This window comes from Micromonospora sp. NBC_00617, assembly GCF_045161355.1.
Taxonomy (GTDB): Bacteria; Actinomycetota; Actinomycetes; order Mycobacteriales; family Micromonosporaceae; genus Micromonospora.
Window position 1 is genome coordinate 2,648,901 of sequence record NZ_CP107751.1, and the last position, 22,255, is coordinate 2,671,155.

Below are 22,255 nucleotides of genomic sequence, written 5' to 3' on the forward strand. Positions count from 1 at the left end.
GCGGCTCAGCAGACGCGGACCGCCTCGATCCGCTGGTTCCAGGTCCCCCCGATCGCGGCCGAGTCGTACGCCAGGTTCGCCCGGTAGCCGTAGGCGTGCTGGTAGCCGAGCAGGCCGGTGGCGTTGGCGTTGTCCCAGAAGGTGGAGACGGTGCCCGACGGCCGGTTGTTGATGATCGACTGGGTCCTGTTGCGGAAGTACGAGGGCAGCCCGACGTCGTTGCAGCCGTTGTACGGCCCGTCGAGCAGGAAGATGTCGCCGCTGAAGTTGGCCCCGGCGTACAGGCAGAGCAGACCCGAGGGGCAGGCGTAGTTGGCCTGGGCCGGGCTCGGGGCGACGCCGAGCGCGGCGCCCACGGCAACCACGCCGAGCAGGGCGGACGTGAACCTTCGCAGAGCACTTCGCACGATGGTGACCTCCGGTGTCGTCACGACCGGAACAGGTCGTGAGTCGAATTGCCGACATCGCGTTGATCGATGCCGCTGTGCCAACATGATCTGCGCGGCAGGTCGACGAATTCCTGCCGGAATCTCAATCCGGCCGCTCGTCGGCGGATTGTCCGACTGGCGACGCGGCGAGCGGCGGTTCATGGAGATTCGAGTCCTCGGGCCGGTCGAGGTCTGGGCGGACGGCCGCCTGGTCGACGCCGGAGCAGCCCGCCAGCGCGCCGTCCTGGCCGCGCTGGCGGTCGACGTCGGCCGACCGGTCCACGTGGAGTCGCTGGTGGACCGGGTCTGGGGCGACACGCCACCGCCCAGGGTCCGCCACAACGTGCACGTCTACCTCGCCCGGCTCCGCCGCGTGCTGGCCGACGCGGGCGCACCGGACGCGCTGGTACGACGCTCCGGCGGGTACCTGCTCGACCAGCCACCGGAGACAGTGGACGGCCAGCACTTCGACTCGCTGCGGCGCCGGGCCGATGGACTGGTTGACGACGACCCCGAGCGGGTGGAGCTGTTGCGCCGGGCGCTGGAGCTGTGGCGCGGCGAGCCGCTGGCCGGGCTGCCCGGCGAGTGGGCGGCCCGGGTCCGGCAGGACTGGCACCGCCGGCACACCGACACCGCCGTGCAGTGGGCCCGCGGCCTGCTGCGGCGGGGCGAGCCGGACGCGGTCATCGACCCCCTGACCCGGCTCGCCGACGATCACCCCCTGGACGAACCGGTCGCCGTCGTGCTGCTGCACGCGCTGGCCGCGGCCGGTCGCGGCGCACAGGCGCTGGCGTACTACGCCCGGCTGCGGGACCGCCTCGCCGACGTGCTCGGCGCGGACCCGGGCGTCGAGCTCCGCCAGCTGCACCAGGCCATCCTGCGCGGTGAGATCGCCGCGCCGACTCCCGGTCCGTCCCCCGCCCCCGCCGGAGCGGGCCTCGTCGCCAGGCCCCACCCGGACCGCCCGATCCCGGCGCAGTTGCCATCGGATGTCCGGGGTTTCGCCGGGCGCGGCCCGGAGCTGGCTCGTCTGGACGCGCTGCGGGCGTCCGCCGAGGCGCAACCCGGGGCGGTCCCGCTGGCGGTGCTCTCCGGAGCGGGCGGAGTGGGCAAGACGGCGCTCGCCGTGCACTGGGCGCACCGCGCCGCCGGACACTTCCCCGACGGGCAGCTCTACGCCAACCTGCAGGGCTACAGCCACAGCGGTGTGGTGCGCAGCGCCGAGCAGGTGGTCCGGGGTTTCCTGGCCGCGCTCGGGGTGCCGCCGCGGGAGGTGCCGGCGGATGAGCAGGCACAGACCGCGCTGTACCGGAGCCTGCTCGCCGGTCGGCGGATGCTGGTGCTGCTCGACAACGCTCGGGACGCGGCGCAGGTCCGGCCGCTGCTGCCGGGTGCGCCCGGCTGCCTGGTGCTGGTGACCAGCCGGGACCGGCTCACCGGGCTGGTGGCCACCGAGGGCGCCGAGGCGGTGGTGCTGGATCTGCTCACCGCCGAGGACGCGCAGGCCCTGCTGCACGCGCGGATCGGGGCGCGAGCGAAGGCCGAGCGGGCCGCCGTCGACGAGCTGGTCCGACTCTGCGACCGGCTGCCACTGGCCCTGGTCGTGGTGGCGGCCCGGGCGGTGGTCCGGCCAAAGCTGCCCCTGACCGAGTTGGGCGCGCAGCTCCGGGCCGACGGCCGGCTGAACGGACTGGACACCGGAGAGCACGACAGCAGTGTGCGGGCGGCGCTGTCCTGGTCGTACCGGCTGTTGTCGGCGTCGACCGCGCGGCTGTTCCGGCTGGTCGGGGGAAGTACGGACGTGACGGTGAGTTCGGCGGCGGCGGTCAGTCTCGCCGGCGGCGGTCGACGGGCCGTCCAGGCGGCGTTCGGCGAGCTGGCCGACGCGCATCTGGTGTTGGAGCGCGGCCCGGACCGGTACGCGATGCACGACCTGTTGCGGGTCTTCGCGGCCGAACTGTCCGCCGAACACGATCCGGCCGGCGACCGGGCCGAGGCGCGCGGCCGGCTCTTCGACCACTACCTGCACACCGCGCACGGCGCGGCGGTGCTGCTGCACCCGCACTGGGATCCGATCACCCTCGCCCCGTCCGTCGCCGGCGTCCGGCCGGAGAAGTTCGGCGACCATGACGAGGCGGTGGCCTGGTTCACGCGCGAGCGCGACGTGCTGATCGCGCTTGTCGAACGATGCGCCGCCAGCGGGTTCGACCGACACGCCTGGCAGCTGGCCTGGAGCCTGACCAGTTTCCTGGACCGGCAGGGCGGTTGGCACGACCAGTTGGCGGTGCAGCGCACGGCGCTGGTGGCGGCGCGGCGCAGCGGCGAGGTGATCGGGCAGGCGCACGCGCACCGCAGCCTGGCCCGTGCGCACGCCCGCCTGGGTCGGCTCGACGAGGCGCCCGGTCAGCTCCAGCGGGCGCTGGAGTTGTTCCGCGAGCTGGGCGACCCGGCCAACCAGGGGCACACCTGCCTCGACCTCGCCGAGGTGGCCGACCGGGAGGGCCGGCGTGCCGAGGTGGTCGAGCATGCCGAGGCGGCGTTGGCGCTGTACCGCGAGGCGGGCCACCGCTACGGGCAGGCGATGGCGTTGAACGCGGTCGGCTGGTACCAGGCCCAGCTCGGGGCGCACGACGCCGCGGTGCAGGCGTGCCAGCAGGGGCTGGAGCTGCTGCGCGAGTTCGACGACCGGCACGGCCAGGCGCCCACCTGGGACACCCTCGGCTACGCGCAGCACCGCGCCGGGCGACCCGCGGAGGCGGTGGTCGCGTACCGGCACGCGCTGGCGCTGTACCGGGAGTTCCGGGACCGTTACTACGAGGCGGACACGCTGACGCACCTCGCGGAGGCGTTGGCCGACGTTGGCGAGCCGGCGGAAGCGGCCCGGAGCTGGCGAACGGCGTTGGGCATCCTCGACGAGCTCGGGCACCCGGACGCCGAGCGGATCCGTCAGCGGCTCACGGCAGCCGACGGATCGTGACCGGCCGCCGGGGTCTGCTGCTCGGCCGGCCCACCGCCCCACCCACGGAGACGACGAACAACACCAGGGACAAGATCGGAAACCAATCTCCGGTACGCGAATAGACCGTACCCAACCCCGTCGTCGGAGCGGCCGTGACCAGCAACTCCGCGTCACCGGCGGTGGCCTCGCCCACCATCCTGCCGCCCGGGTCGGTGACCGTCAGCCGGCCGAACGCGGCGGCGCGGACCACGGTGAGCCCGTTCTCCACGCCACGGACGAGGGCCATCCGGCCGTGCAGCCAGCCGTCGGAGGTGAAATCCAAACCGGGGACGAGCAGCACCGAGACGCCCTGCGCCCGATACCGCCGGACCAGACCGGGATAGTCGAGGTCCTTGCAGATCGCCACGCCGTACCGCCCGTCCACGATCACCTCGTCGTCACCCGGCGTCAGCCAGTCCTCCAGGCCCGGAATCAGATGCTGCTTCTCGTACGTCCTGATCGTTCCGCTCGGGTCCAGCACCAGCGCCACGTTGCTCGCGGTTCCGGCCCGCCGCAGCACCGCGCCGACGACGACCCGGGCCTCGGCCTGCTGGAGCGCGTCGACGAGCAGGGGCAGGGTGGCGTCTGTCACGGCGAACACCTTCTCCGGCAACACGACGATCCGCGCCCCGCGCGCGGCCAGGCCCGAGACCCGCGGAACGTACCGGGCGAGCAGGTCACGTCCGGACGGTTCGTCGATCGGGAGCCCGTCCTCGGGCTGTCGCAGCGCGACGAGGCCCACGGTCAGCGGCTCGGCCGGGTCCGGGGAGCGGCTCAATGACCAGGCCGACCATCCGCCGACGCTGAGCAGGAGGGCGAGCAGGCAGGTGAGGGCAGGGCGTGGGCTGCCCAGCCGGGGAGTGCGGGTGGGCCGCAGGCTTCTCAGCAGGGCGGCGAGGGCGATCGGGACGGCGAGCAGCAGGTAGGTGACGCCCCACACGCCGGTGAGCGCGGTCAGCTGGATGACCGGGCGGACGTCCGCCTGCGTGTAGGCGAGGCTCCACCAGGCACCGTGCGGGAACAGGCGGGACGCGGCGTACTCGCCCAGCACCCACAGTGACGGCACGGTGAGAACGGCGGTCACGGTTCGCCCGCGCAGCAGGAGTGTCCGAGCGAGCAGGACCGTGCCGGCCGCGAGGCCGAGGCCGAGCAGGAACACGCCGCCGACCACGGGGACCGGTAGTCGCAGGGTGCCGAGGTAGTACCCGACAATGCCGAGTTGGCCGATCGACCAGGCGAGGATCGTCGCACCGAGCGCGGTCCTCGGGCGTACCCGCAACGACGCGAGGATCAGCGGGATCGGGGCGAGCCGGGTGCAGCCCGGAGCCACCGAGCCAGAGCAGTCCACTCAGGAGCGCGGCGATGATTGTCGTCATGCGTCGATCGTGCGGCGGGAGCGGCCGGGGCGGATCGCCGTACGAACCGGAGGTGATCTGGTCCTGTGGAGGGAGGCGCGGCAGCGCCGGGCCGGACCATACTGCCGACGTGAAGCGGTACGCCGATCTCGCCGTCACCGTGGCCGCCGTGGCCGCGACCGTGCTGCCCGCCCTGGCCGGCGGGCCACGTGCCTGGTGGGTACTGCCGCTCGCGGTCGCGTCCTCGGTCCCGGTGCTGTGGCGTGACCGCGCACTGCTCCAGGTCGCCGTCGTCGTGGGCCTCGCCACGACCGTCTCCGCCTCGCTCGGCGCACCCCCGCTGTTGCCGGTCGGCCCGCTCGTCTGCCTCTACACGTTCGCGGCGCGGGCCGCCCTGCCGATCCGCCTGCTCGGCATCCTGCTCACCGCCGGCGGCCTGCTGTTCTCGCTGCTCTATCCACACCCGGACGTGGAGGTGCTGCGGTACCTGGTGGTCGCCTACAGCTTCTCGTACGCCCTGGGCACCAGCGCCCGTGCCCGCCGTACCCAGGCCATGGCCGTCGCCGAACGCGATCGTCGCGTCGCCGGTGAACGTGCGGCGGCCGTGCTGCGCGAACGCACCCGCATCGCCCGCGACCTGCACGACATCCTCACCCACGCGGTCGGCGTCATGATCGTCCAAGCGGAGGCGGGACCACTTCTGGTCCGCCCCCACCCGGACCGCGCCGACGCCACGTTCGCCACGATCGCGGCCACCGGCAGGGACGCGGTCGTCCAGCTCCGCCGCGCGGTCGGCAGCCTGCACGAACCCGCCGACCAGCCACTCGACCAGCCGGGCCTGGCCCACCTGCCCGTCCTCGTCGAACGCGTCCGCGCCACCGGACTCGACGCCGTCCTCAGCGTCTCGCCCCCGCCGTGCGGATCCGTCCCCGGACCGCGGTCCGAGATCACGTCCGATCCGCCGGTCGGTGTTGCCCTCGGGTCGCCGATCGAGCCGTCCGCGGACGTCGGGGTCGCCGCCTACCGGATCGTGCAGGAGTCCCTGACCAATGTGGTCCGGCACGCCGAGGCCCGATCGGTCCGCATCCTGCTGAGCTACAGCGCGGACTCCCTGACCGTGTCGATCACCGATGACGGTCGCGGCAACCGGGCTTCAGGCGCCGGGGTGCCCGGATACGGGATCGCCGGCATGCGCGAGCGCGCCCAGGCCTGCGGCGGGACCCTGCACACCGGCCCGGCCTCCGACAGCCATGGCTTCACCGTCACCGCCACCTTGCCTCTCTCCGCACCCGCGGCCGTCTGATGCTGCGCGTCGTGCTCGCCGACGATCAGGACCTGTTCCGGGCCGGGTTCGCCACGATCCTCGGCGCCGAGCCGGACATCGAGGTGGTCGCCGAGGCCCCCGACGGCGCCGCCGCCGTGCGGGCCACCCTCGATCACCTTCCCGACGTCGTCCTGATGGACATGCGTATGCCTGTCCTCGACGGCGTCGCCGCGACCCGGCACGTCTGCTCACTCACCCCGAGCCGGGTCCTCGCCCTGACCATGTTCGACACCGACGACTACCTGTACGCGGCCCTGCGTGCCGGTGCCAGCGGCTTCCTGCTCAAAGACGCCCCACGAGCCGACCTGGTCAACGCGGTCCGCGTGGTCGCCGCCGGCGATGCGCTGCTCGCCCCCGGCGTCACCGCCCGGGTGATCGGCGAACTACACCGGCGCGGCCACCCGGACCCGGCGCTCGCCGCCGCGGTGACCGCCCTGACCGCCCGCGAGACGGACGTACTGCGCCTGATCGCGGCCGGCCTGTCCAACGCCGAAATCGCCGCGCACCACCACCTGAGCGAGCACACGGTGAAAACGCACGTCGGCAACCTGCTCGCCAAACTGAATCTGCGCGACCGCGCCCAGGCAGTCATGATCGCCTACGAATCCGGCCTGGTGATCCCCGGTCAGTGACGGCATCGTTCAGGGGCACCTGGCGGTGGCGCAGGTCGACTCCGACGACGTGACCGGCCGGCGGGGCCCTGATCGGGCGACCCGCCGGCCGGAGGGGGCGAACGGCTACAGGGTGCGCGCCAGCCGGTCGGCGAGCGTCCGGGTGAACCGGGCCGGGTCGGCCAGCTCACCGCCCTCGGCGAGCACCGCCAGGCCGTACAGCAGCTCGGCGGTCTCGGTCAGGATTTCGGTGGAGTCGCCCTGCTCGTGGGCCTTGCGCAGCCCGGTGACCAGCGGATGACCGGGGTTGATCTCCAGGATGCGCTTGGCCGAGGGGACGTCGTGCCCCATCGCCCGGTACATCTTCTCCAACGTCGGCGTGAGATCGTGCGCGTCGCCCACGACACAGGCCGGTGAGGTGGTCAGCCGCGACGACAGGCGGACCTCCCGAACACTGTCGGCGAGGGTCGTGCCCAGCCACTGCACCAGCGCGGCGAACTCCTGGCGCTGCTGCTCGCGCTCGGCCTCGGCCTGCTGCTTCTCCTCGTCGGTGTCCAGGTCGACCTGACCCTTGGCGATCGAGCGCAGCGGCCGGCCGTCGTACTCGCCGACCCGCTCGACCCACACCTCGTCGACCGGGTCGGTGAGCAGCAGCACCTCGTGACCCTTGGCCCGGAACGCCTCCAGGTGCGGGGAGTTCTCGATGGTGGCGCGGGAGTCGCCGGTGGCGTACCAGATGTCGCTCTGGCCGTCCTTCATGCGCGAGACGTAGCCGGCCAGGTCGGTGGGCTCCGCCGCGTCGTGGGTGGAGGCGACCGACAGGATCTCCAGCAGGGAGTCCCGGTTGTCGGTGTCGTCGATCAGCCCTTCCTTGACCACCGCGCCGAACTCGGTCCAGAAGGTGCGGTAGCGCTCGGGGTGGTTGGCCTTGAGGTCCTTGACCGTGGCGAGGACCTTGCGGACCAGGCGGCGGCGGACGATCTGGATCTGCCGGTCCTGCTGAAGGATCTCGCGGGAGATGTTCAGCGACAGGTCGTGCGCGTCGACGACGCCCTTGACGAAGCGCAGGTAGGTGGGGACCAACGCCTCGCAGTCGTCCATGATGAACACGCGCTTGACGTAGAGCTGCACGCCGCGACGGCCCTGCGGGGAGAACAGGTCCAGCGGGGCGTGGCTGGGCAGGAACAGCAGCGCCTCGTACTCGAAGGTGCCCTCGCCCTTCATGTGCACGACCTCGAGCGGGTCGGCCCAGTCGTGGCTGACGTGCTTGTAGAACTCGTTGTACTCGGCGGCGTCGACCTCGTCGCGGGGCCGCGCCCAGAGCGCCTTCATCGAGTTGAGGGTCTGCACCTCGCTGGTGGCGGCCTCGCCCTCGGCGCCGGGACGCTCGACGCGCATCCGGATCGGCCACGCGATGAAGTCGGAGTATCGCTTGACGATCTCGCGGATGGTCCACTCGGCGGTGTAGTCGTGCAGGTTGTCCTCGGTGTCGGCCGGCTTGAGGTGCAGGGTCACCGCGGTGCCCTGCGGCGCCTCCTCGACGGCCTCGATCGAGTAGGTGCCCTCGCCGGTGGACTCCCAGCGGGTGCCGCCGGTCTCGCCGGCCTTACGGGTCAGCAGGGTGACCCGGTCGGCGACCATGAACGCGGCGTAGAAGCCGACGCCGAACTGCCCGATCAGGTCCTGCGAGGCGCGGGCGTCGGCGGACTCGCGCAGCTGGCGCAGCAGCTCGGCGGTGCCGGACTTGGCGATCGTGCCGATCAGCCGGACCACCTCGTCGCGGGTCATCCCGATGCCGTTGTCCCGCACGGTCAGCGTGCGGGCGTCCCGGTCGACCTCGATGGCGACGTGCAGGTCGTCGGTGTCGGCGACGAGATCCTTGTCGACGAGCGTCGCCAGCCGCAGCTTGTCCAGGGCGTCGGACGCGTTCGAGATGAGTTCCCGCAGGAAGACGTCCTTGTTCGAATAGATCGAGTGGACCACCAACTGGAGGAGCTGACGCGCCTCGGCCTGGAACTCCAACGTCTCGGCCTGGTTGCTCACACCGTCTCCCTTCTCGGCTCGTTCGGAGGTTCGCGCAAAGGATACGAGTCGTCACCGCTGCGGTCGTGCCCGCGTCCGGGTCGTATTCCCGATCCGAGAAAGTGCCAGGCCGGGCTCGCCGGCGGGGTCGCCGCGCTCTACCCGCAGCTCCCCTGGCCCGGGACGCGACGGGCCGCCGCCGGGAGCATCCGGCGGCGGCCCTCCTCGACGGGTACGCCCTCAGCTGGCCTGCAGGGTCACGTCGTCGATCACGAAGCTGGTCTGCAACGACGAGTCCTCGGTGCCGGTGAACTTCAGGGTCACCGTCTGCCCGGCGAACCCGGCCACGTTGAACGTGCGCTGGGCGTAGCCGGAGGCGGCGTTGAGGTTCGAGTACGTCGCCAGCGTGGTCGAGCCCACCTGCACGGTCAGCTTGTCGTACGCCGTGGAGCTGGTGGTTTCGGCGGTGTCGATGTGCAGCCAGAACGACAGCGTGTAGCTGGCGCAGCCGGCCGGCACGGTCACCAACTGGGACAGGGTGTCGGTACGGGTGCTGCCGTACCCGTCGAGCCACGCCTTGTACGACCCGGTCCGGGCCGGTTGGCTGCTGGAGTTGGTGATCACTCCGGAGGACGCGGTCCACGGCGTGCTGCCGCTCTCGAAGCCACCGTTGCCGATCACCTGGCCGCCGGAGCAGCCGCCGGTGCCGGTGACCGTCAACGTGAGGCTGGCGGTGCGGGTGACCGAGCCGGTGCCGGTGACCGTGATGGTGACGGTGCCCGTGGCGGCGCTGGCCGACGCCGTCAGGGTCAGCGTGGCCGACCCGCCGGAGGTCACCGACGACGGGCTGAAGGAGACGTTCACCCCGCTGGGCGCGCCGGACGCGGTGAGGCTGACCGTCTGCGCGGAGCCGGCGGTGGTCGTGGTGCCGACCGTGGCGGTGGCGCTGGCCCCCCGGGCGACGGTGAGCGCGGTGGGGTTGACCGCGATCGAGAAGTCGTTGGTCGGGGTGCCGCCGCCCACGGCGAGCTGCCACAGCGCGTACGCGACGCCGTCCGCGGCCCGGTTCAGCACGGTGGCGCTGACGTTGGCGGTGGTGTCGCAGGAACGGTGGTAGCACGAGTCGTAGGCGGAGTTGGCCGTACCGCCCCACTTGGCCGCCTGGGTGCTGGTCTTACGGGCGCTCGCGCCCGCGGCGTAGCCGGAGGTGGGGATGCCGGCCTGCTGGAAGTAGTAGTCGTCGGAGCGGCCCTGACCCTCGACGTTCTCCTCCGGCTGCAGCCCCAGCGAGTCCCAGTACGCCTTCAGCGGCGCCGCTGTCGTGGAGGTGACCCGGTTGATGAAGTAGCCACCGTTGGTCGAGCCGACCATGTCGAAGTTGTAGTAGCCCTTGATGTAGCCGCGCTGGGTGGCGCTGAGCGAGTTCACGTAGAACCGGGAGCCGTTGAGACCCTGTTCCTCGTCGGTCCACCAGGCGAACCGGACCTTCTTCGTCATGGTCGGGTTCTGCGCGGCGAGGACCAGCGCGTTCTCCAGCAGCGTGGCCGAGCCGGAGCCGTTGTCGTTGATGCCCGGGCCGGCCGAGACGCTGTCGAGGTGGGCGCCGAACATCACCACCTGGTCGGTCGGGCCGCCGGGCCACTCGGCGATGAGGTTGTTCGAGGGGTACGTGCAGCTGGAGCAGGTCTGCTCGCTGACGGTGTAGCCGGCGGCCTGGAGCTTGCTCTTCACGTAGCTGACCGAGGCGGTGTAGCCGGCCGAGCCGGCCCGCCGGTTGCCGCCGTTGCTGCTGGCGATGGAGTTGAGCTGGGTCAGATGCGCCTGGACGTTGGTGACGGAGATGTCCGGCGCCGCCAGGACGGCGGCGGACGCGGCGATCGGCCGGGCCGCTGTCGTCGGGGCGGAGGGTGACGCGGTCACCGGCTGGGCGGCCAGCGTCACCGTCATCCCGGTGAACACGGTGAGCGCGATTGCCGCGCTCAGCGTTCTGCCTCTCATGGGGGCTCCTCGGGGTTGGAGAGATAACCGAGACACTTACAGAGATCTATGCCATCGGCATCGGACGTTCGTCCCGAACCCCCACCGGTTCGACAATGGGTACCGGCGTCGGCACAGGTGAGTAGAGGTGCCAGGATGGGTAGGTAACGCCAGCAGGGGTCATCGGGCCCGGAACGGGGGGCTTAGCGATGAGGGCGGGTCGAGCGTGACACGACCCCGCACCGACCTGTTCGACGACGGCGGTGACACCGGACGGCTGATGGCCGAGCTGGACTGGGCCGACACCCCGCTCGGCGCGGTGTCGAGCTGGCCGCAGAGCCTACGTGCCGCCGTGCGGGTGGTGCTCTCCTCCCGCTACCCCATGCTCCTGCTCTGGGGCGACCGCCTCTCCCAGCTCTACAACGACGCGTACTCCGCCCTGATCGGCGACAAGCACCCCGCCGCGCTCGGCGACGACGTGCGGGTGACCCTGGCCGAGGGCTGGGACGTCCTCGCCCCCCTCATCCAGCGGGCCATGGCGACCGGCGTGGCCAGTTGGGTGCCCGCTCTGCAACTGCTGCTGGAGCGCGCCGGCTACCGCGAGGAGGCGTACTTCAGCGTCTCGCACGCCCCCGCCCGCGACGACGACGGCCGCACCGTCGGCGTGCTGACGGTGTGCAGCGAGGTCACCGAGCAGGTCGTCGGCGAACGGCGACTGCGGCTGCTGCGCGACCTGAGCCTGCGCGGCGACGGGCGCACCGTCGACGTCGACGCCACCTGCGCCCGGCTGATCGACGCGATCGACGACCACCCACTGGACGTGCCGTTCGCCGCGATCTACCTGCGCGACGGCGCGGTGCTGCGCCGGACGGCCTGCGCTGGCGGTGACCCGGGTCACCCCACGGTGGCCGGGGCGCTGCCGGACGTCGTCGACCTGGCCGACCCGAGCCCGGCGGCCCGCGCCTGGGCGCTCCCGGACGCCGCGCAGGGTCGACCCACCGACGTGACGGGCGTCGCGGATCGGCTGCCCCTGCCCGCCGGCCCGTGGGGCGATCCCACCCGCACCGCGCTGGCGCTGCCGCTGCCCTCGGCCGCCGAGGACCAACCCATCGGCGTCCTGCTGGCCGGCGTCAGCTCCAACCGGGAGCTGGACGAGGCGTACCGCTCCTTCTACCAACTGCTGACCCAACAGGTCGCCATGGCGGTACGCAACGCGAAGGAGTACGAGCAGGAGCGGCGTCGGGCCGAGGCGCTGGCCGAGCTGGACCGGGTGAAGACCACCTTCTTCACCAACGTCAGCCACGAGTTCCGTACGCCGCTGACGCTCATGCTCGGGCCGCTCGCCGACGCGCTCGCCGACACCGCCGCGCCGCTGGCGCCCGGGCAGCGGGAGCGGGTGGAGACCGCCTGGCGCAACGCCACCCGGCTGTTGACCCTGGTCAACAGTCTGCTCACCTTCTCCAGCCTGGAAGCCGGCCGGGCTCGCAGCGACGCCCGCGAGGTCGACCTCGCCGGGCTCACCGCGGAGCTGGCCAGCGTCTTCCGGGCCGCCGTCGAACGGGCCGGCCTGGCGCTGGAGGTCGACTGCCCGCCGCTGCCCCGGCCGGTCACCCTCGACCCGGTCAACTGGGAACGTATCGTCACCAACCTGCTGTCCAACGCCCTGAAGTACACGTTCATCGGCCGCATCCGGATCGCCGTGGACGCCGACCACGACGAGGTACGCCTCACCGTCGCCGACACCGGTATCGGGATCGCCGAGGCGGACCTGCCGAAGCTCTTCGAGCGCTTCCACCGGGTGCAGGGCGCGCGCTCGCGCAGCCACGAGGGCACCGGCATCGGCCTGGCCCTGGTCCACGAGCTGACCCGGCTGGAGGGCGGCGAGGTCCGGGTGACCAGCCGGGTGGGGGTCGGCACCACCTTCACGGTGGCCCTGCCGTGGTCGGCGGCGCGGCGCGCGGCGCCGACCGGGCCAGCACCCAACGGGCGGGGCGACGTGGCCCGCGCCGCCGTTTCAGAGGCGGTGGGATGGCTGGCCGACCCGGGCGGCAGCAGCGCCGAGCCCGCCACGGCGCACGGCCCGGTCGCCGACGAGTTGGCCGGCGCCCGGATCCTGGTGGCCGACGACAACAGCGACATGCGCGCGTACCTGGGTCGGCTGCTCGCCGGTCAGGGCTGGCGGGTCCGGTCGGTCACCGACGGTCGGCAGGCCCTCGACGCGATCCACCGGGAGCCGCCGGACCTCGTGCTCACCGACGTGATGATGCCGGTGCTGGACGGCTTCGACCTGGTACGCCGACTGCGGGCCGACCCGGCGACCCGGGCGCTGCCGGTGCTGGTGCTCTCCGCCCGGGCCGGCGAGGAGGCCAGCGTGGTGGGCCTCAGCCTCGGCGCCGACGACTACCTGGTGAAGCCGTTCGCCGCCGCGGAGCTGATCGCCCGCATCCGGGCCGCCATCCGTCGTGCCCGCACCGACCCGTCCGGCAACGACGTCACCGCACCGACCGACGACGACAGCCCGAGCGCGCTCGACGCCCCGAGGTCGACGCGATCCACCGGGGCCACCGCCGTCGCGCCCGCCCCGCCGGTGGCGGAGCCCGCCGAGAACGCACCCGCCGTGCGCGCCACCACCGAACCGGCTGGCGGGGAACCGGCCGGCGGGTCCGTGGTCGGCACGACCGGCGACGGGCTCGGCGACATCCTGGCAGCGGAGTGGACGTACCCGTCCGTGCCCACCTCGGCGGCTGCCATGCGCCAGGACGTCCGGCTGGCGTTGAACGAGCTGGGCCTCCACACGGACGTGTTGGCGGATCTGCTGCTCGCCGCGTCCGAGGCGATGAACAACGCCGTCGAGCACGCACAACGCCCCAGCCGCCCCGAGGTGCGGGTCCGGCTCCAGGTGGGTGGCGACCGGGTCCGGATCTCGGTGCGCGACTTCGGCACCTGGCGGGACCGTCGGCCGGCCATGGACCGGGGCCGGGGCGCACTGTTGATGAACGCCTACGGCGACGTACGACTGGTCTCCACCGGCGAGGGGACGACGGTGACCATCGAGCGCCGGCTGACCGACCCGGCCTGAGGCACCGCCGCCAGCGCTTCAGAGTCGACGGCCCCCGCGGTCACGGGCGACGATCCCGTCCAGGCGCTCCCCGGGCGTGAGCGTGGCCGGGTCGAACCAGAAGATCACCACCTGCTTGTCCCTGCTCCAGCGCGCCACCCGGGCATCGACCTGCCGACCGTCCACCGTGCCGATGATCCGCTCGGCGGGGCCGACGAAGTAGCCGAAGGTGGGCACCGGCGTGTCCGACGAGCGCTCGTCGTAGCCGATCTGGTGGAAACCGGGGCTGCGGTCGGCGCCCTCGACGTCGTTGACCAGGATGTCCGTGCTCAACGTGCCGTCCGGGGCGCGACGACCGGCGGCCAGCCCGATGGTCACCTTGGGCACGCCGGGCACCGACACCGAGACGACGTAGCGAGGGCGCCTACGCAGCGCAGTGACCCCGACGACCGGGAGACCGTACGTCAGGTGCGGCGGCGTTCCTGCTCAAGCCGCTCATCCAGCCGACCCAGCTCGTAGATGGCGTTGAGGCTGGTCGGCAGGCGGCGGACATTGTCCGGCCCGGGGTCGGGGTCCGGCTCCGGGTCGGGACTCGGCGCGGGACCGGGATCCGACGCGGGACCAATCGTGGAGTCGGACGCGCGGCGGCGCGGAAGCAGCAGTGCCAGCACCGCCAGGACGGCCGCGACCAGCAGGTAGGACACCGGCGGCCAGCCACCGCGGGTGGGGCTGGCGAGCGCCGGCGGAACCTCGGGCGTCGGGGTGTCGACGATATGCACGGGCACGGCGGCATCGTGGGCGTCGGCGCCGGAGCCACCGGCCGGGCTGCCGGGGGCGGCCGGAGCCCGGACACCGGCCGACGACCCGGCGGTCGCGGCGGTCACACCCGGCGCGGTCGGGCTCGGCGGGGCGGTCGCTGGCGGCCGGGTCGGCGCGGACATCGCGGTGGGGGTGACGCCCGGCGTCGGCGTCGCGCTCGGCGCGCGATGGCCGTCGAGGAGATCGTCGACGACCCGGCCCACACCGCCGAGGAGGTCGCCGACCGGGCCCGAGGTGGCCGACGGGGACGGCGCGGGCGCGAGGGCGAGGGTCAGCGCGAGGACGACGACGGTAGGCACGGGTCCACCTCGAATGTGTCGACTGCCAGGCACAGTACCGCGTTGTGGGACGGCGTGGGTGACACGGCCACGCCGCGGCGGCGGCTGCCGGCCACTGTTACCCGGCGGTTACGCCACGGCGAAGCTCGCGTGCCGCGGGAGGACGACCGTGACGGCAGAGGGTCACCGGCAACGCTGCCGCGACGTGACCCCGGCATCGAGCGGAGAGATCACCATGAGGATCAGGAGCACACTGACCGCGTTGGCGGTCGTCCTCGCCGGTCTGGTCGCCAGCGCGGGCAGCAGCACCGCGGCGGGCACCACGACCGGGTCGACGTCCTGCGGGATCACCTGGGGCAGCGCGGAGAGGTCGGCCGGCGCGCTGAGCGACGCCCCGCTGGTCGCCGTACGGACCGGGGGGCACGACTGCTACGACCGGGTGGTGTTCGAGTTCGCCGGCCCGGTCGACGGTTACGCGGTCGGCTACGGCGAGACGTGGACCGAGGGCGAAGGGCTGGCGCTGTCGCCGTACACCGCCGGGGGCGCGCTGCTGCGGGTCTCGCTGTGGGCCCCGGCGTACGACGCCGAACACCAGGGCACCGTGCCCTACGCGGTCGGCGAGCACGTCGCGAACCTGCTGCGCTGTTCAACGCTGCGCGACGTCGTCTTCGGCGGCAGCTTCGAGGGCTACAGCACCTTCGCGGTCGGCGTACGGGCTCGGTTGCCGTTCCGCACGTTCACGCTCGCCGGCCCCGGCACACACAGCCGCGTCGTGCTGGACGTCGCCCACCAGTGGTGAGCGGGGCGGCGGCCCCTGCAGCGGCGCGGAGAACTGGGACTGGCCACCCGCACGCTGCAGGCTAGTTCGCCGGGGGCTGCTCGGGCGCCTTCCCAGCCGCCCCGTCGGCCAGGTGCCAGACCTCCCGCATCGGGGCCCACCAGTCCCCCGATCCGGGTTCGGCGAGCGATTCCTGGCACGGGTCGGTCAACTTCCACCACTTTTGCGTCTGCGGGTCGGCGGCGATGTACCGCAGGTCGGCCTCGTAGTCGTCGCCGACGTACTCGTAGTAGCCGAAGAGCAGGTCGTCGTGGAGGAAGATGGTGTAGTTGCGGAAGTTCGCCTCGCGCAGCGTCTCCTCGACGTCCGGCCAGACCTCGGCGTGTAAGCGCAGGTAGGTCTCCCGGTGCTCCGGGCGAAGCCGGATCACGCAGCCATGACGTTGCACGTCGTGTCCTCTCAGGTGAACTGGTCACACGGTGGCGACGGCCCGGTACGGGTTGGCCATCGATGACCAACGCGTTGGTGCGGTTGGCGACCCGATGGTAGCCGTAGCCAAGATCGAGGATCACCCGCCGGAGGTCGAGGGCGACCGATGCCGCCCCCGGACCCGACCGGGCCGCCGACACCGACCGTTTCGCCAGGGCTGCGCAGCGTCGCTGCGGGTCTACTCTCAGGTGGTGGAGGGCCGCGTGCTGGTGGTCGAGGACGACGCCTCCATCCGGGAGGTCACCGCCCTCGGTCTGCGTCGCGCCGGCTTCCGGGTCGACACCGCCGTCGACGGGCGGCAGGCGCTCATGGCCTGGCGGGCGCACCCGGCCGACGCGATCGTGCTCGACGTCATGCTGCCCGGCCTGGACGGCCTGGAGGTGTGCCGGGAGATTCGGCGAACGAGCCAGGTGCCGATCCTCATGCTGACCGCCCGCACCGACACGCTCGACGTGGTGGTCGGCCTCGAATGCGGCGCCGACGACTACCTGCGCAAACCCTTTGACCTGCCCGAGCTGGTGGCGCGGGTCCGCTCGGTGCTGCGACGGGCGAGCGCGCCGGCCGGGTCGCCCACCATCGCCGTCGGCGACCTGGAGATCGATCCGGGCGGCTTCGTGGTACGCCGCGACGGCCGAGAGGTGACCCTGACCGCCACCGAGTTCCGTCTGCTGCTGGAGCTGGCCCGACGCCCCGGCCAGGTCTTCACCCGGGAGCTGCTGCTGGACCTGGTCTGGGACCAGCGTTTCCTGGGCGACTCGCGGCTCGTCGACGTGGCGGTGCAGCGGCTGCGCGCCAAGGTCGAGGACGACCCGGCACACCCACGGCGCATCCGCACGGTGCGCGGCGCCGGCTACAAGCTGTCCACGCTCTGACGGGAGGTCGGCGATGGCCGGACGAGCGGTGGCGCCGGGCCGCCTGCGGCGCCGGCTGACGATCGCGTTCGTGCTGGTCGCCGGGGTGTCCGCCGGCCTGCTCGCCGGTGGGGCAGCAGTGGTGCTGCGGCAGTCCTGGCTGGACGCCTCGCTGCGCCAGGCCGCCGCCGACGCGCGCTATCAGCTCCTGCTCGCCGGTGAGTTCCTGCCCCTGACCGAGCAGCGCGGCACCGAACTGCTCGCCAGCTTCGAGGGCAGCGGCCGGCATGTCGTCCTCGTCGACGGCCCGACCCGTCCCTCCCATCCCGCGTACGCCCCCGCCCTGGGCACGCGACTGCGGGCCTCGGTCGCCGACGGGCAGCTCGCCTACCAGCGCTCGGCGCCGGACCAGCGACCCCGACTGCTGGTGGTCGGCGGACGTATTCCCGGCTCGACCGCGGAGCTGTACGTGATCACCGTGGAGGACGACATCGCCACCGATCTGGGTCAGGTGCGCACCGCGCTGCTGGCCGGCTGGGTGCTCGTGGTGCTGGTCGCCGCCGGGGTGGGCCATCTCCTGGCCCGCCGCGCCCTGGAGCCGGTGGGTCGGGCCAGCCGCGCCGCCCGGGCGCTCACCGAAGGGCTGCTGGCCACCCGCCTTCCGGTCCGCGGGCGCGACGAGTTCAGCGTCTGGGCGGCGTCGTTCAACGAGATGGCCGAGGCACTGGAGTCGAAGATCGCCGACCTGTCGGCCGCGCAGGCCCGGGAGCGGCGGTTCACCGCCGATGTGGCGCACGAGCTGCGTACCCCGGTGACCGCCCTGGTGGCCGCGGCCTCGCTGCTGCGCGAGCAGCTGGACCGGCTGCCCGACGACGCCCGGCCGGCCGCGCGGCTGCTGGTGGGCGACGTGGTCCGGCTGCGCTGCCTGGTCGAGGACCTGATGGAGATCTCGCGGCTGGACGCCGGGCGGGAACGGCCGAACGTCGAGCCGGTGGACGCGCCGGCGCTGTTGTGTGCGATCGTCGCGGCGCGCGGCTGGTCGGACCGCGTGTTGGTCACCGGCGACGCGGTCGCGCTGCACACGGACCCGCGTCGCCTGGAGCGGGTCCTGGCCAACCTGGTCGCCAACGCGGTCGAGCACGGCGGCGGCGAGATCCGGGCGACCGTGAAGAGGGCGGGCGCGCTCGTCGTCTTCACGGTCACCGACCAGGGGCCGGGCATTCCCGCCGAGCACCTGCCACACGTGTTCGACCGGTTCCACCAGGTCGACGCCGCGCGCTCCGCGCCCGGCAGTGGGCTCGGCCTGGCCATCGCCCGGGAACACGCCGCCCTGCTCGGTGGGGTGTTGAGCGTCCGCAGCGCGCCGGGCGCCGGCGCCCGGTTCCGTCTGGAGCTGCCCGCGCACGGCCCGGACGGGCCGCCCGGCGGCGTGCCACGCCCCGCGACAAGCCTCGACGAGGACGCCGAAGCGGCGACCGCCGGCCCGACGGGCGGTGACGGGTGAGCTGGCGCGGCGCGGTCCGAGCGCGCTGGCGCGGCGCGGTCCGAGCGCGCTGGCGCGGCGCGGTCCGAGCGCGCTGGCGCGGCGGATGGCGTGCGGTCGGCGTGCCGGTGTTGGTCGCCGCGCTCCTGCTCGGCGCGTGCGGCACTCCCCGCTCCGGTGTCCTGGGCGCGGCGCCCACCGCGCCTCCGCCGAGCGCCCCGCCCGTCGGAGGCCCGACCTCCGCACCCAACCCGCCGCCCGGGTCACCACCGTCGCCGGCGGCCACCCGCACCGCGCCGCGGCCGCCGGCGCCGTCGGCCACCGCCACCCGCCGGCCGGACCCGGTGACGATCGAGCTGTGGTACGTGCGAAACGGCCTGCTCGTCCCCACCCGACGCACCCGGCCGGCCACCGTCACGACGTCCCGGCTCGCGCTGACCGAACTGGCCGCCGGGCCCACGCCGGCCGAGGCCGCCACCGGGATGGTCACCCTGCTGCCGGCCGGTGTCGAGGTCACCCGGATCACCGACGGCGTGGCGACACTCGGTCCCGTTGCGTCCGGCGACGACCCGGCGGAGCGTCGGCGGCTGCGCGAGGCGCAGGTGGTGTGGACGCTCACCCAGTTCCCCACTGTCCGGTTGGTCCGCTTCGGCGGCGGCGCAGCGGTCGGCCGGGCCGATTATCCGGACCTGCTCGCGCCGATCGTGGTCACCGCCCCGAGCGTCGGCGACCGGGTCACCGCCCCGCTCACCGTCACCGGCACCGCCGACGTGTTCGAGGCCACCGTGAGCATCCGGGTGCTGGACGCCGCCGGCCGGGAGGTGGCCACCGGCTTCGGCACCGCCAGCTGCGGCAGTGGCTGCCGGGGCGCGTACCGGCTGGTGGTCGGCTGGCGTACGGCCCGGGAGCAGCACGGCACGATCGAGGTGTACGAGGTGTCCGCGCGCGACGGGGCCCGGATCAACACGGTGGCCGTGCCGGTGATCCTCGCGCCCGCCGGGAGCTGACCACGGGGTTCATCCGCCCGACGCGGGTGGAAACGTAACCGTTTCGTCCGCCGGGTGCGACGAAACTCATAAAAGCCTGCAGGAAACGGCCAGCAACGAACTAGGGTCAGGTCGGCGTGCACAACCCGCCCGACACCGGCTCGCTGCGGGGCGACCTGATCGAACTGCTGCGTGCCACCGCCGCCATCTGCGTCGCCGACTGCGACCTGATGCAGGCGCTGACCTTCGCCATGCGGACCAGCCCGGAGCTGGAACGCCTGGTACGCCACCAGGTGCTGCCCGCCGGGCGGGTGGCCAGCACCGCCATCCTCGTGCGCGCCGCCGCCCGCGGGGAGATCCCCCGGATGCCGGTGAACGGGAGTTGTTCCACGACCTGGCGCCCGCGCTCACCCTGTCCCGTGTCGTCGCGCACGGCCTGCCCGCCGACGACGCGTTCCTCACCCAGGTCGTCGATGAGGTGCTGATCCCGGTGCTCCGCTACCAGCACGACCGCCCGTCCCAGGCCTGATCCATCGACATCCGCACCACGGAAGGCTTCACCATGCCCGGAACCACCTCGACGGCCCCCGGCTCACCCGGCGCCGGGACGTCGACAGACGCGCCGCAAAGCGTCCCGACCATCGTCGAAGATCCGTTGAGGAGACACATGTCCACGGCTGCCGACCAGATCATCCACGCGCTACGGGCGGGCCACGAGGAGCTTGCCGCGCTCGTGCGCGACCTCAAGGAAGACGACCTGCGCCGACCCTCGGGTGCCAGCGAGTGGCAGGTCTCCCAGGTGCTCAGCCACCTCGGCAGCGGCGCGGAGATCGGCCTCGCCGGGCTGACCGCCGCCCGCGAGGGCACGCCCGCCCCGGACGGCGACTTCAACCGCACCGTCTGGCAGCGCTGGGACGCCATGTCCCCCGAGGAGCACGCGGCCGGCTTCCTGGAGTCCAACCAGCGGCTGGTCGAGGCGTACGAGGCGCTGGACGCGGACACCCGCTCGACGTTGCGGATCAACCTCGGCTTCCTGCCGGAGCCGGTGGACGTGGCCACCGCCGCCCGGTTCCGGCTCAGCGAGTTCGCGCTGCACCAGTGGGACGCCGAGGTGGCATTCAACCCGTTCGCGGCGGTGACGCCGGAGGCGGTGCCGCTGCTGATCGAGCAGATCGGCGGCATGCTGGGCTGGACGAGCCGGCCGCCGGAGCTGGGCGGCCGGGAGGCGACCCTGCTGGTTCGGCTGCGGGACCCGGAGCGCACGTTCGGGTTGCGGCTGGGCGAGCAGATCACGCTGACCGACGCGCCGGAGCAGCCCGACGGCGAGCTGTCCCTGCCGGCCGAGACGTGGCTGCGGCTGGTGGTCGGCCGGCTCGGGCCGCGCTACACGCCGGACGGGGTGCAGGTGAGCGGTCCGCTGACCCTGGACGACCTGCGCCGGGTCTTCGTCGGCTTCTAAAGGGACGGCGCGCGGGCCGGTGCTCCCGGCCCGCGCGTACCCCGTCAGCCCTTCACGCAGACGACCTGCTTGAGGTGCGCGACCACCTCCACCAGGTCCTCCTGCTGGGCCATCACCTCGGTGATGTCCTTGTACGCGCCGGGGATCTCGTCGACCACCCCGGCGTCCTTGCGGCACTCGACGCCGGCGGTCTGCGCGGCCAGGTCGTCGGTGCTGAACGTCCGCTTGGCCTGTGCCCGTGACATCCGCCGGCCGGCGCCGTGCGACGCCGAGCAGTACGCGTCCGGGTTGCCCCGGCCCCGCACGATGTACGACCCGGTCCCCATCGACCCGGGGATGATGCCCAGGTCACCCCGCCCGGCCCGGATGGCGCCCTTGCGGGTCACCAGCACCTCCACCCCGTCGTAGCTCTCCTCGGACACGTAGTTGTGGTGACACGAGATCGGCTCGTCGTAGCCGACCTGCGGGATGTGCTCGCGCACCACGCCGCAGAGCAGCGCCAGCATGACCGCCCGGTTGCGCCGCGCGTACTCCTGCGCCCACCACAGGTCCCGCCGGTACGCGTCCATCTCGGGCGTTCCGGCGAGGAACACCGCCAGGTCCCGATCGGGCAGGTCGGCGTTGTGCGGCAGCCGCCGGGCCACGCCGATGTGCCGCTCGGCCAACTCCTTGCCGATGTTGCGCGACCCGGAGTGCAGCATCAGCCACACCCGACCCTCGTCGTCTCCGCCCTGTTCCAGGCAGACCTCGATGAAGTGGTTGCCGCCGCCGAGCGTCCCGAGCTGCCGCTGGGCGCGGGTCTCCAGCTGCGCCACCCGCCGGTCCAGGCCGGCGAACCGACTCCAGAAGTCGTCCCAGCCGGCCTGCTCGAGACCACGGACCCGGCGCGGGTTGACCGCCTCCTGCCGCTGGGCGAAGCCCACCGGGATGGTGGCCTCGATCGCCGAGCGCAGCCCGGCCAGGTCGTCCGGCAGGTCGGCGGCGGTCAGCGACGTCCGCACCGCCGACATGCCGCAGCCGATGTCGACGCCGACGGCGGCCGGCGAGACGGCCTGCCGCATGGCGATCACCGAGCCGACCGTGGCGCCCTTGCCGAAGTGCACGTCGGGCATGACGGCGACACCCTGCACCCAGGGCAACGCGCCGATGTTGCGCAGCTGCTTCGCGGCCTGCGGCTCGATGGCGTACGGGTCGGTCCAGACCCGGACCGGTGCCCGGGTACCGGCGAGAGGGGTGAATCCCATCGTGGTCTCCTCGTGTCGTGCCGACACCAGCGCTACCTGGTGACCGTAAATGATCGCGCGCCGGGTAGAGCCGGCGTGAAAGCTCGTCGGATACG

Annotated in this window: 18 protein-coding genes and 1 pseudogene; 11 read left to right on the plus strand and 8 right to left on the minus strand. The window is 73.0% G+C overall.

Going from position 1 to position 22,255, the window contains the following annotated elements:
• Positions 1-5: 5 nt before the first annotated feature.
• A complete protein-coding gene (locus OG505_RS12185; protein ID WP_405433255.1) occupies positions 6-407 on the minus strand; it encodes a peptidase inhibitor family I36 protein in 402 nt (133 codons plus the stop codon).
• Between the two features lie 181 nt (positions 408-588).
• On the opposite strand from OG505_RS12185, the gene OG505_RS12190 reads away from it, so the two are divergent.
• Positions 589-3,405: an AfsR/SARP family transcriptional regulator gene (locus OG505_RS12190; protein WP_405433256.1), complete on the plus strand. Its 2,817-nt coding sequence runs from the start codon at positions 589-591 to the stop codon at positions 3,403-3,405.
• Here OG505_RS12190 and OG505_RS12195 read toward each other — a convergent pair.
• A complete protein-coding gene (locus OG505_RS12195) occupies positions 3,383-4,756 on the minus strand; it encodes a nitrilase-related carbon-nitrogen hydrolase (protein WP_405433258.1) in 1,374 nt (457 codons plus the stop codon). The genes OG505_RS12190 and OG505_RS12195 overlap by 23 nt on opposite strands.
• A gap of 155 nt (positions 4,757-4,911) precedes the next feature.
• On the opposite strand from OG505_RS12195, the gene OG505_RS12200 reads away from it, so the two are divergent.
• Both OG505_RS12200 and OG505_RS12205 read left to right on the plus strand, forming a co-directional pair.
• On the plus strand, positions 4,912-6,084 hold the full coding sequence (locus OG505_RS12200) for a sensor histidine kinase (RefSeq protein WP_405433259.1): 1,173 nt from the start codon (positions 4,912-4,914) through the stop codon (positions 6,082-6,084).
• The gene (locus OG505_RS12205; protein ID WP_405433260.1) at positions 6,084-6,737 is read left to right on the plus strand and encodes a response regulator; all 654 of its coding nucleotides are present in this window, start codon (positions 6,084-6,086) and stop codon (positions 6,735-6,737) included. The genes OG505_RS12200 and OG505_RS12205 overlap by 1 nt, the downstream gene beginning before the upstream one ends.
• A 105-nt stretch (positions 6,738-6,842) precedes the next feature.
• On the opposite strand, the gene htpG is transcribed toward OG505_RS12205, so the two are convergent.
• Both htpG and OG505_RS12215 read right to left on the minus strand, forming a co-directional pair.
• Complete coding sequence (htpG, locus tag OG505_RS12210) at positions 6,843-8,759, minus strand: molecular chaperone HtpG (protein WP_405433261.1); 1,917 nt, start codon at positions 8,757-8,759, stop codon at positions 6,843-6,845.
• 219 nt (positions 8,760-8,978) lie between these two features.
• A complete protein-coding gene (locus OG505_RS12215; protein ID WP_405433262.1) occupies positions 8,979-10,736 on the minus strand; it encodes a M28 family peptidase in 1,758 nt (585 codons plus the stop codon).
• A gap of 205 nt (positions 10,737-10,941) precedes the next feature.
• Here OG505_RS12215 and OG505_RS12220 point away from each other — a divergent pair, with 205 nt between their 5' ends.
• Positions 10,942-13,794: an ATP-binding protein gene (locus tag OG505_RS12220; protein WP_405433263.1), complete on the plus strand. Its 2,853-nt coding sequence runs from the start codon at positions 10,942-10,944 to the stop codon at positions 13,792-13,794.
• Positions 13,795-13,812: 18 nt separating this feature from the next.
• On the opposite strand, the gene OG505_RS12225 is transcribed toward OG505_RS12220, so the two are convergent.
• Complete coding sequence (locus OG505_RS12225) at positions 13,813-14,160, minus strand: hypothetical protein (RefSeq protein ID WP_405433265.1); 348 nt, start codon at positions 14,158-14,160, stop codon at positions 13,813-13,815.
• A 77-nt stretch (positions 14,161-14,237) separates the two neighbouring features.
• Positions 14,238-14,891, minus strand: a complete 654-nt coding sequence (locus tag OG505_RS12230; protein ID WP_405433266.1) for a hypothetical protein — start codon at positions 14,889-14,891, stop codon at positions 14,238-14,240.
• A 214-nt stretch (positions 14,892-15,105) separates the two neighbouring features.
• Between OG505_RS12230 and OG505_RS12235 the strand changes: the two genes are divergently transcribed.
• Positions 15,106-15,669 (plus strand): hypothetical protein, encoded by a 564-nt coding sequence (locus OG505_RS12235; RefSeq protein WP_405433267.1) that lies wholly within the window; start codon positions 15,106-15,108, stop codon positions 15,667-15,669.
• A gap of 61 nt (positions 15,670-15,730) precedes the next feature.
• Here OG505_RS12235 and OG505_RS12240 read toward each other — a convergent pair whose 3' ends face one another.
• Positions 15,731-16,078 carry an L-rhamnose mutarotase gene (locus OG505_RS12240; RefSeq protein ID WP_405433269.1) on the minus strand — a complete coding sequence of 116 codons (348 nt, stop codon included), beginning with the start codon at positions 16,076-16,078 and terminating at the stop codon, positions 15,731-15,733.
• Positions 16,079-16,328: 250 nt separating this feature from the next.
• On the opposite strand from OG505_RS12240, the gene OG505_RS12245 reads away from it, so the two are divergent.
• The 6 genes and pseudogenes from OG505_RS12245 to OG505_RS12270 all read left to right on the plus strand — a co-directional run bounded on the left by OG505_RS12245 (position 16,329) and on the right by OG505_RS12270 (position 20,916).
• Positions 16,329-17,009, plus strand: coding sequence for a response regulator (locus OG505_RS12245; protein ID WP_405433270.1), 681 nt, complete (start codon positions 16,329-16,331; stop codon positions 17,007-17,009).
• 13 nt (positions 17,010-17,022) lie between these two features.
• Complete coding sequence (locus tag OG505_RS12250) at positions 17,023-18,492, plus strand: ATP-binding protein (protein ID WP_405433272.1); 1,470 nt, start codon at positions 17,023-17,025, stop codon at positions 18,490-18,492.
• Complete coding sequence (locus OG505_RS12255; protein ID WP_405433274.1) at positions 18,489-19,478, plus strand: Gmad2 immunoglobulin-like domain-containing protein; 990 nt, start codon at positions 18,489-18,491, stop codon at positions 19,476-19,478. The genes OG505_RS12250 and OG505_RS12255 overlap by 4 nt, the downstream gene beginning before the upstream one ends.
• A gap of 116 nt (positions 19,479-19,594) precedes the next feature.
• Positions 19,595-19,762, plus strand: a pseudogene (locus OG505_RS12260) (TetR/AcrR family transcriptional regulator C-terminal ligand-binding domain-containing protein); the annotation flags it as partial.
• Between the two features lie 77 nt (positions 19,763-19,839).
• Positions 19,840-19,986, plus strand: a complete 147-nt coding sequence (locus tag OG505_RS12265) for a hypothetical protein (protein ID WP_405434904.1) — start codon at positions 19,840-19,842, stop codon at positions 19,984-19,986.
• A gap of 138 nt (positions 19,987-20,124) precedes the next feature.
• Complete coding sequence (locus OG505_RS12270; protein ID WP_405433275.1) at positions 20,125-20,916, plus strand: maleylpyruvate isomerase family mycothiol-dependent enzyme; 792 nt, start codon at positions 20,125-20,127, stop codon at positions 20,914-20,916.
• Positions 20,917-20,960: 44 nt separating this feature from the next.
• Here the strand turns inward: OG505_RS12270 and OG505_RS12275 are convergent, their stop codons facing one another.
• Complete coding sequence (locus tag OG505_RS12275; RefSeq protein WP_405433276.1) at positions 20,961-22,160, minus strand: RtcB family protein; 1,200 nt, start codon at positions 22,158-22,160, stop codon at positions 20,961-20,963.
• Positions 22,161-22,255 lie beyond the last annotated feature (95 nt).

What these genes read in the sequence shown, in the direction of transcription:
- OG505_RS12215 (WP_405433262.1), bottom strand. Translation starts at nt 10,736, where the DNA reads ATGAGAGGCAGAACGCTGAGCGCGGCAATCGCGCTCACCGTGTTCACC.
- OG505_RS12190 (WP_405433256.1), top strand. Translation starts at nt 589, where the DNA reads ATGGAGATTCGAGTCCTCGGGCCGGTCGAGGTCTGGGCGGACGGCCGC.
- OG505_RS12235 (WP_405433267.1), top strand. Translation starts at nt 15,106, where the DNA reads ATGAGGATCAGGAGCACACTGACCGCGTTGGCGGTCGTCCTCGCCGGT.
- OG505_RS12250 (WP_405433272.1), top strand. Translation starts at nt 17,023, where the DNA reads ATGGCCGGACGAGCGGTGGCGCCGGGCCGCCTGCGGCGCCGGCTGACG.
- OG505_RS12275 (WP_405433276.1), bottom strand. Translation starts at nt 22,160, where the DNA reads ATGGGATTCACCCCTCTCGCCGGTACCCGGGCACCGGTCCGGGTCTGG.
- OG505_RS12205 (WP_405433260.1), top strand. Translation starts at nt 6,084, where the DNA reads ATGCTGCGCGTCGTGCTCGCCGACGATCAGGACCTGTTCCGGGCCGGG.
- OG505_RS12270 (WP_405433275.1), top strand. Translation starts at nt 20,125, where the DNA reads ATGTCCACGGCTGCCGACCAGATCATCCACGCGCTACGGGCGGGCCAC.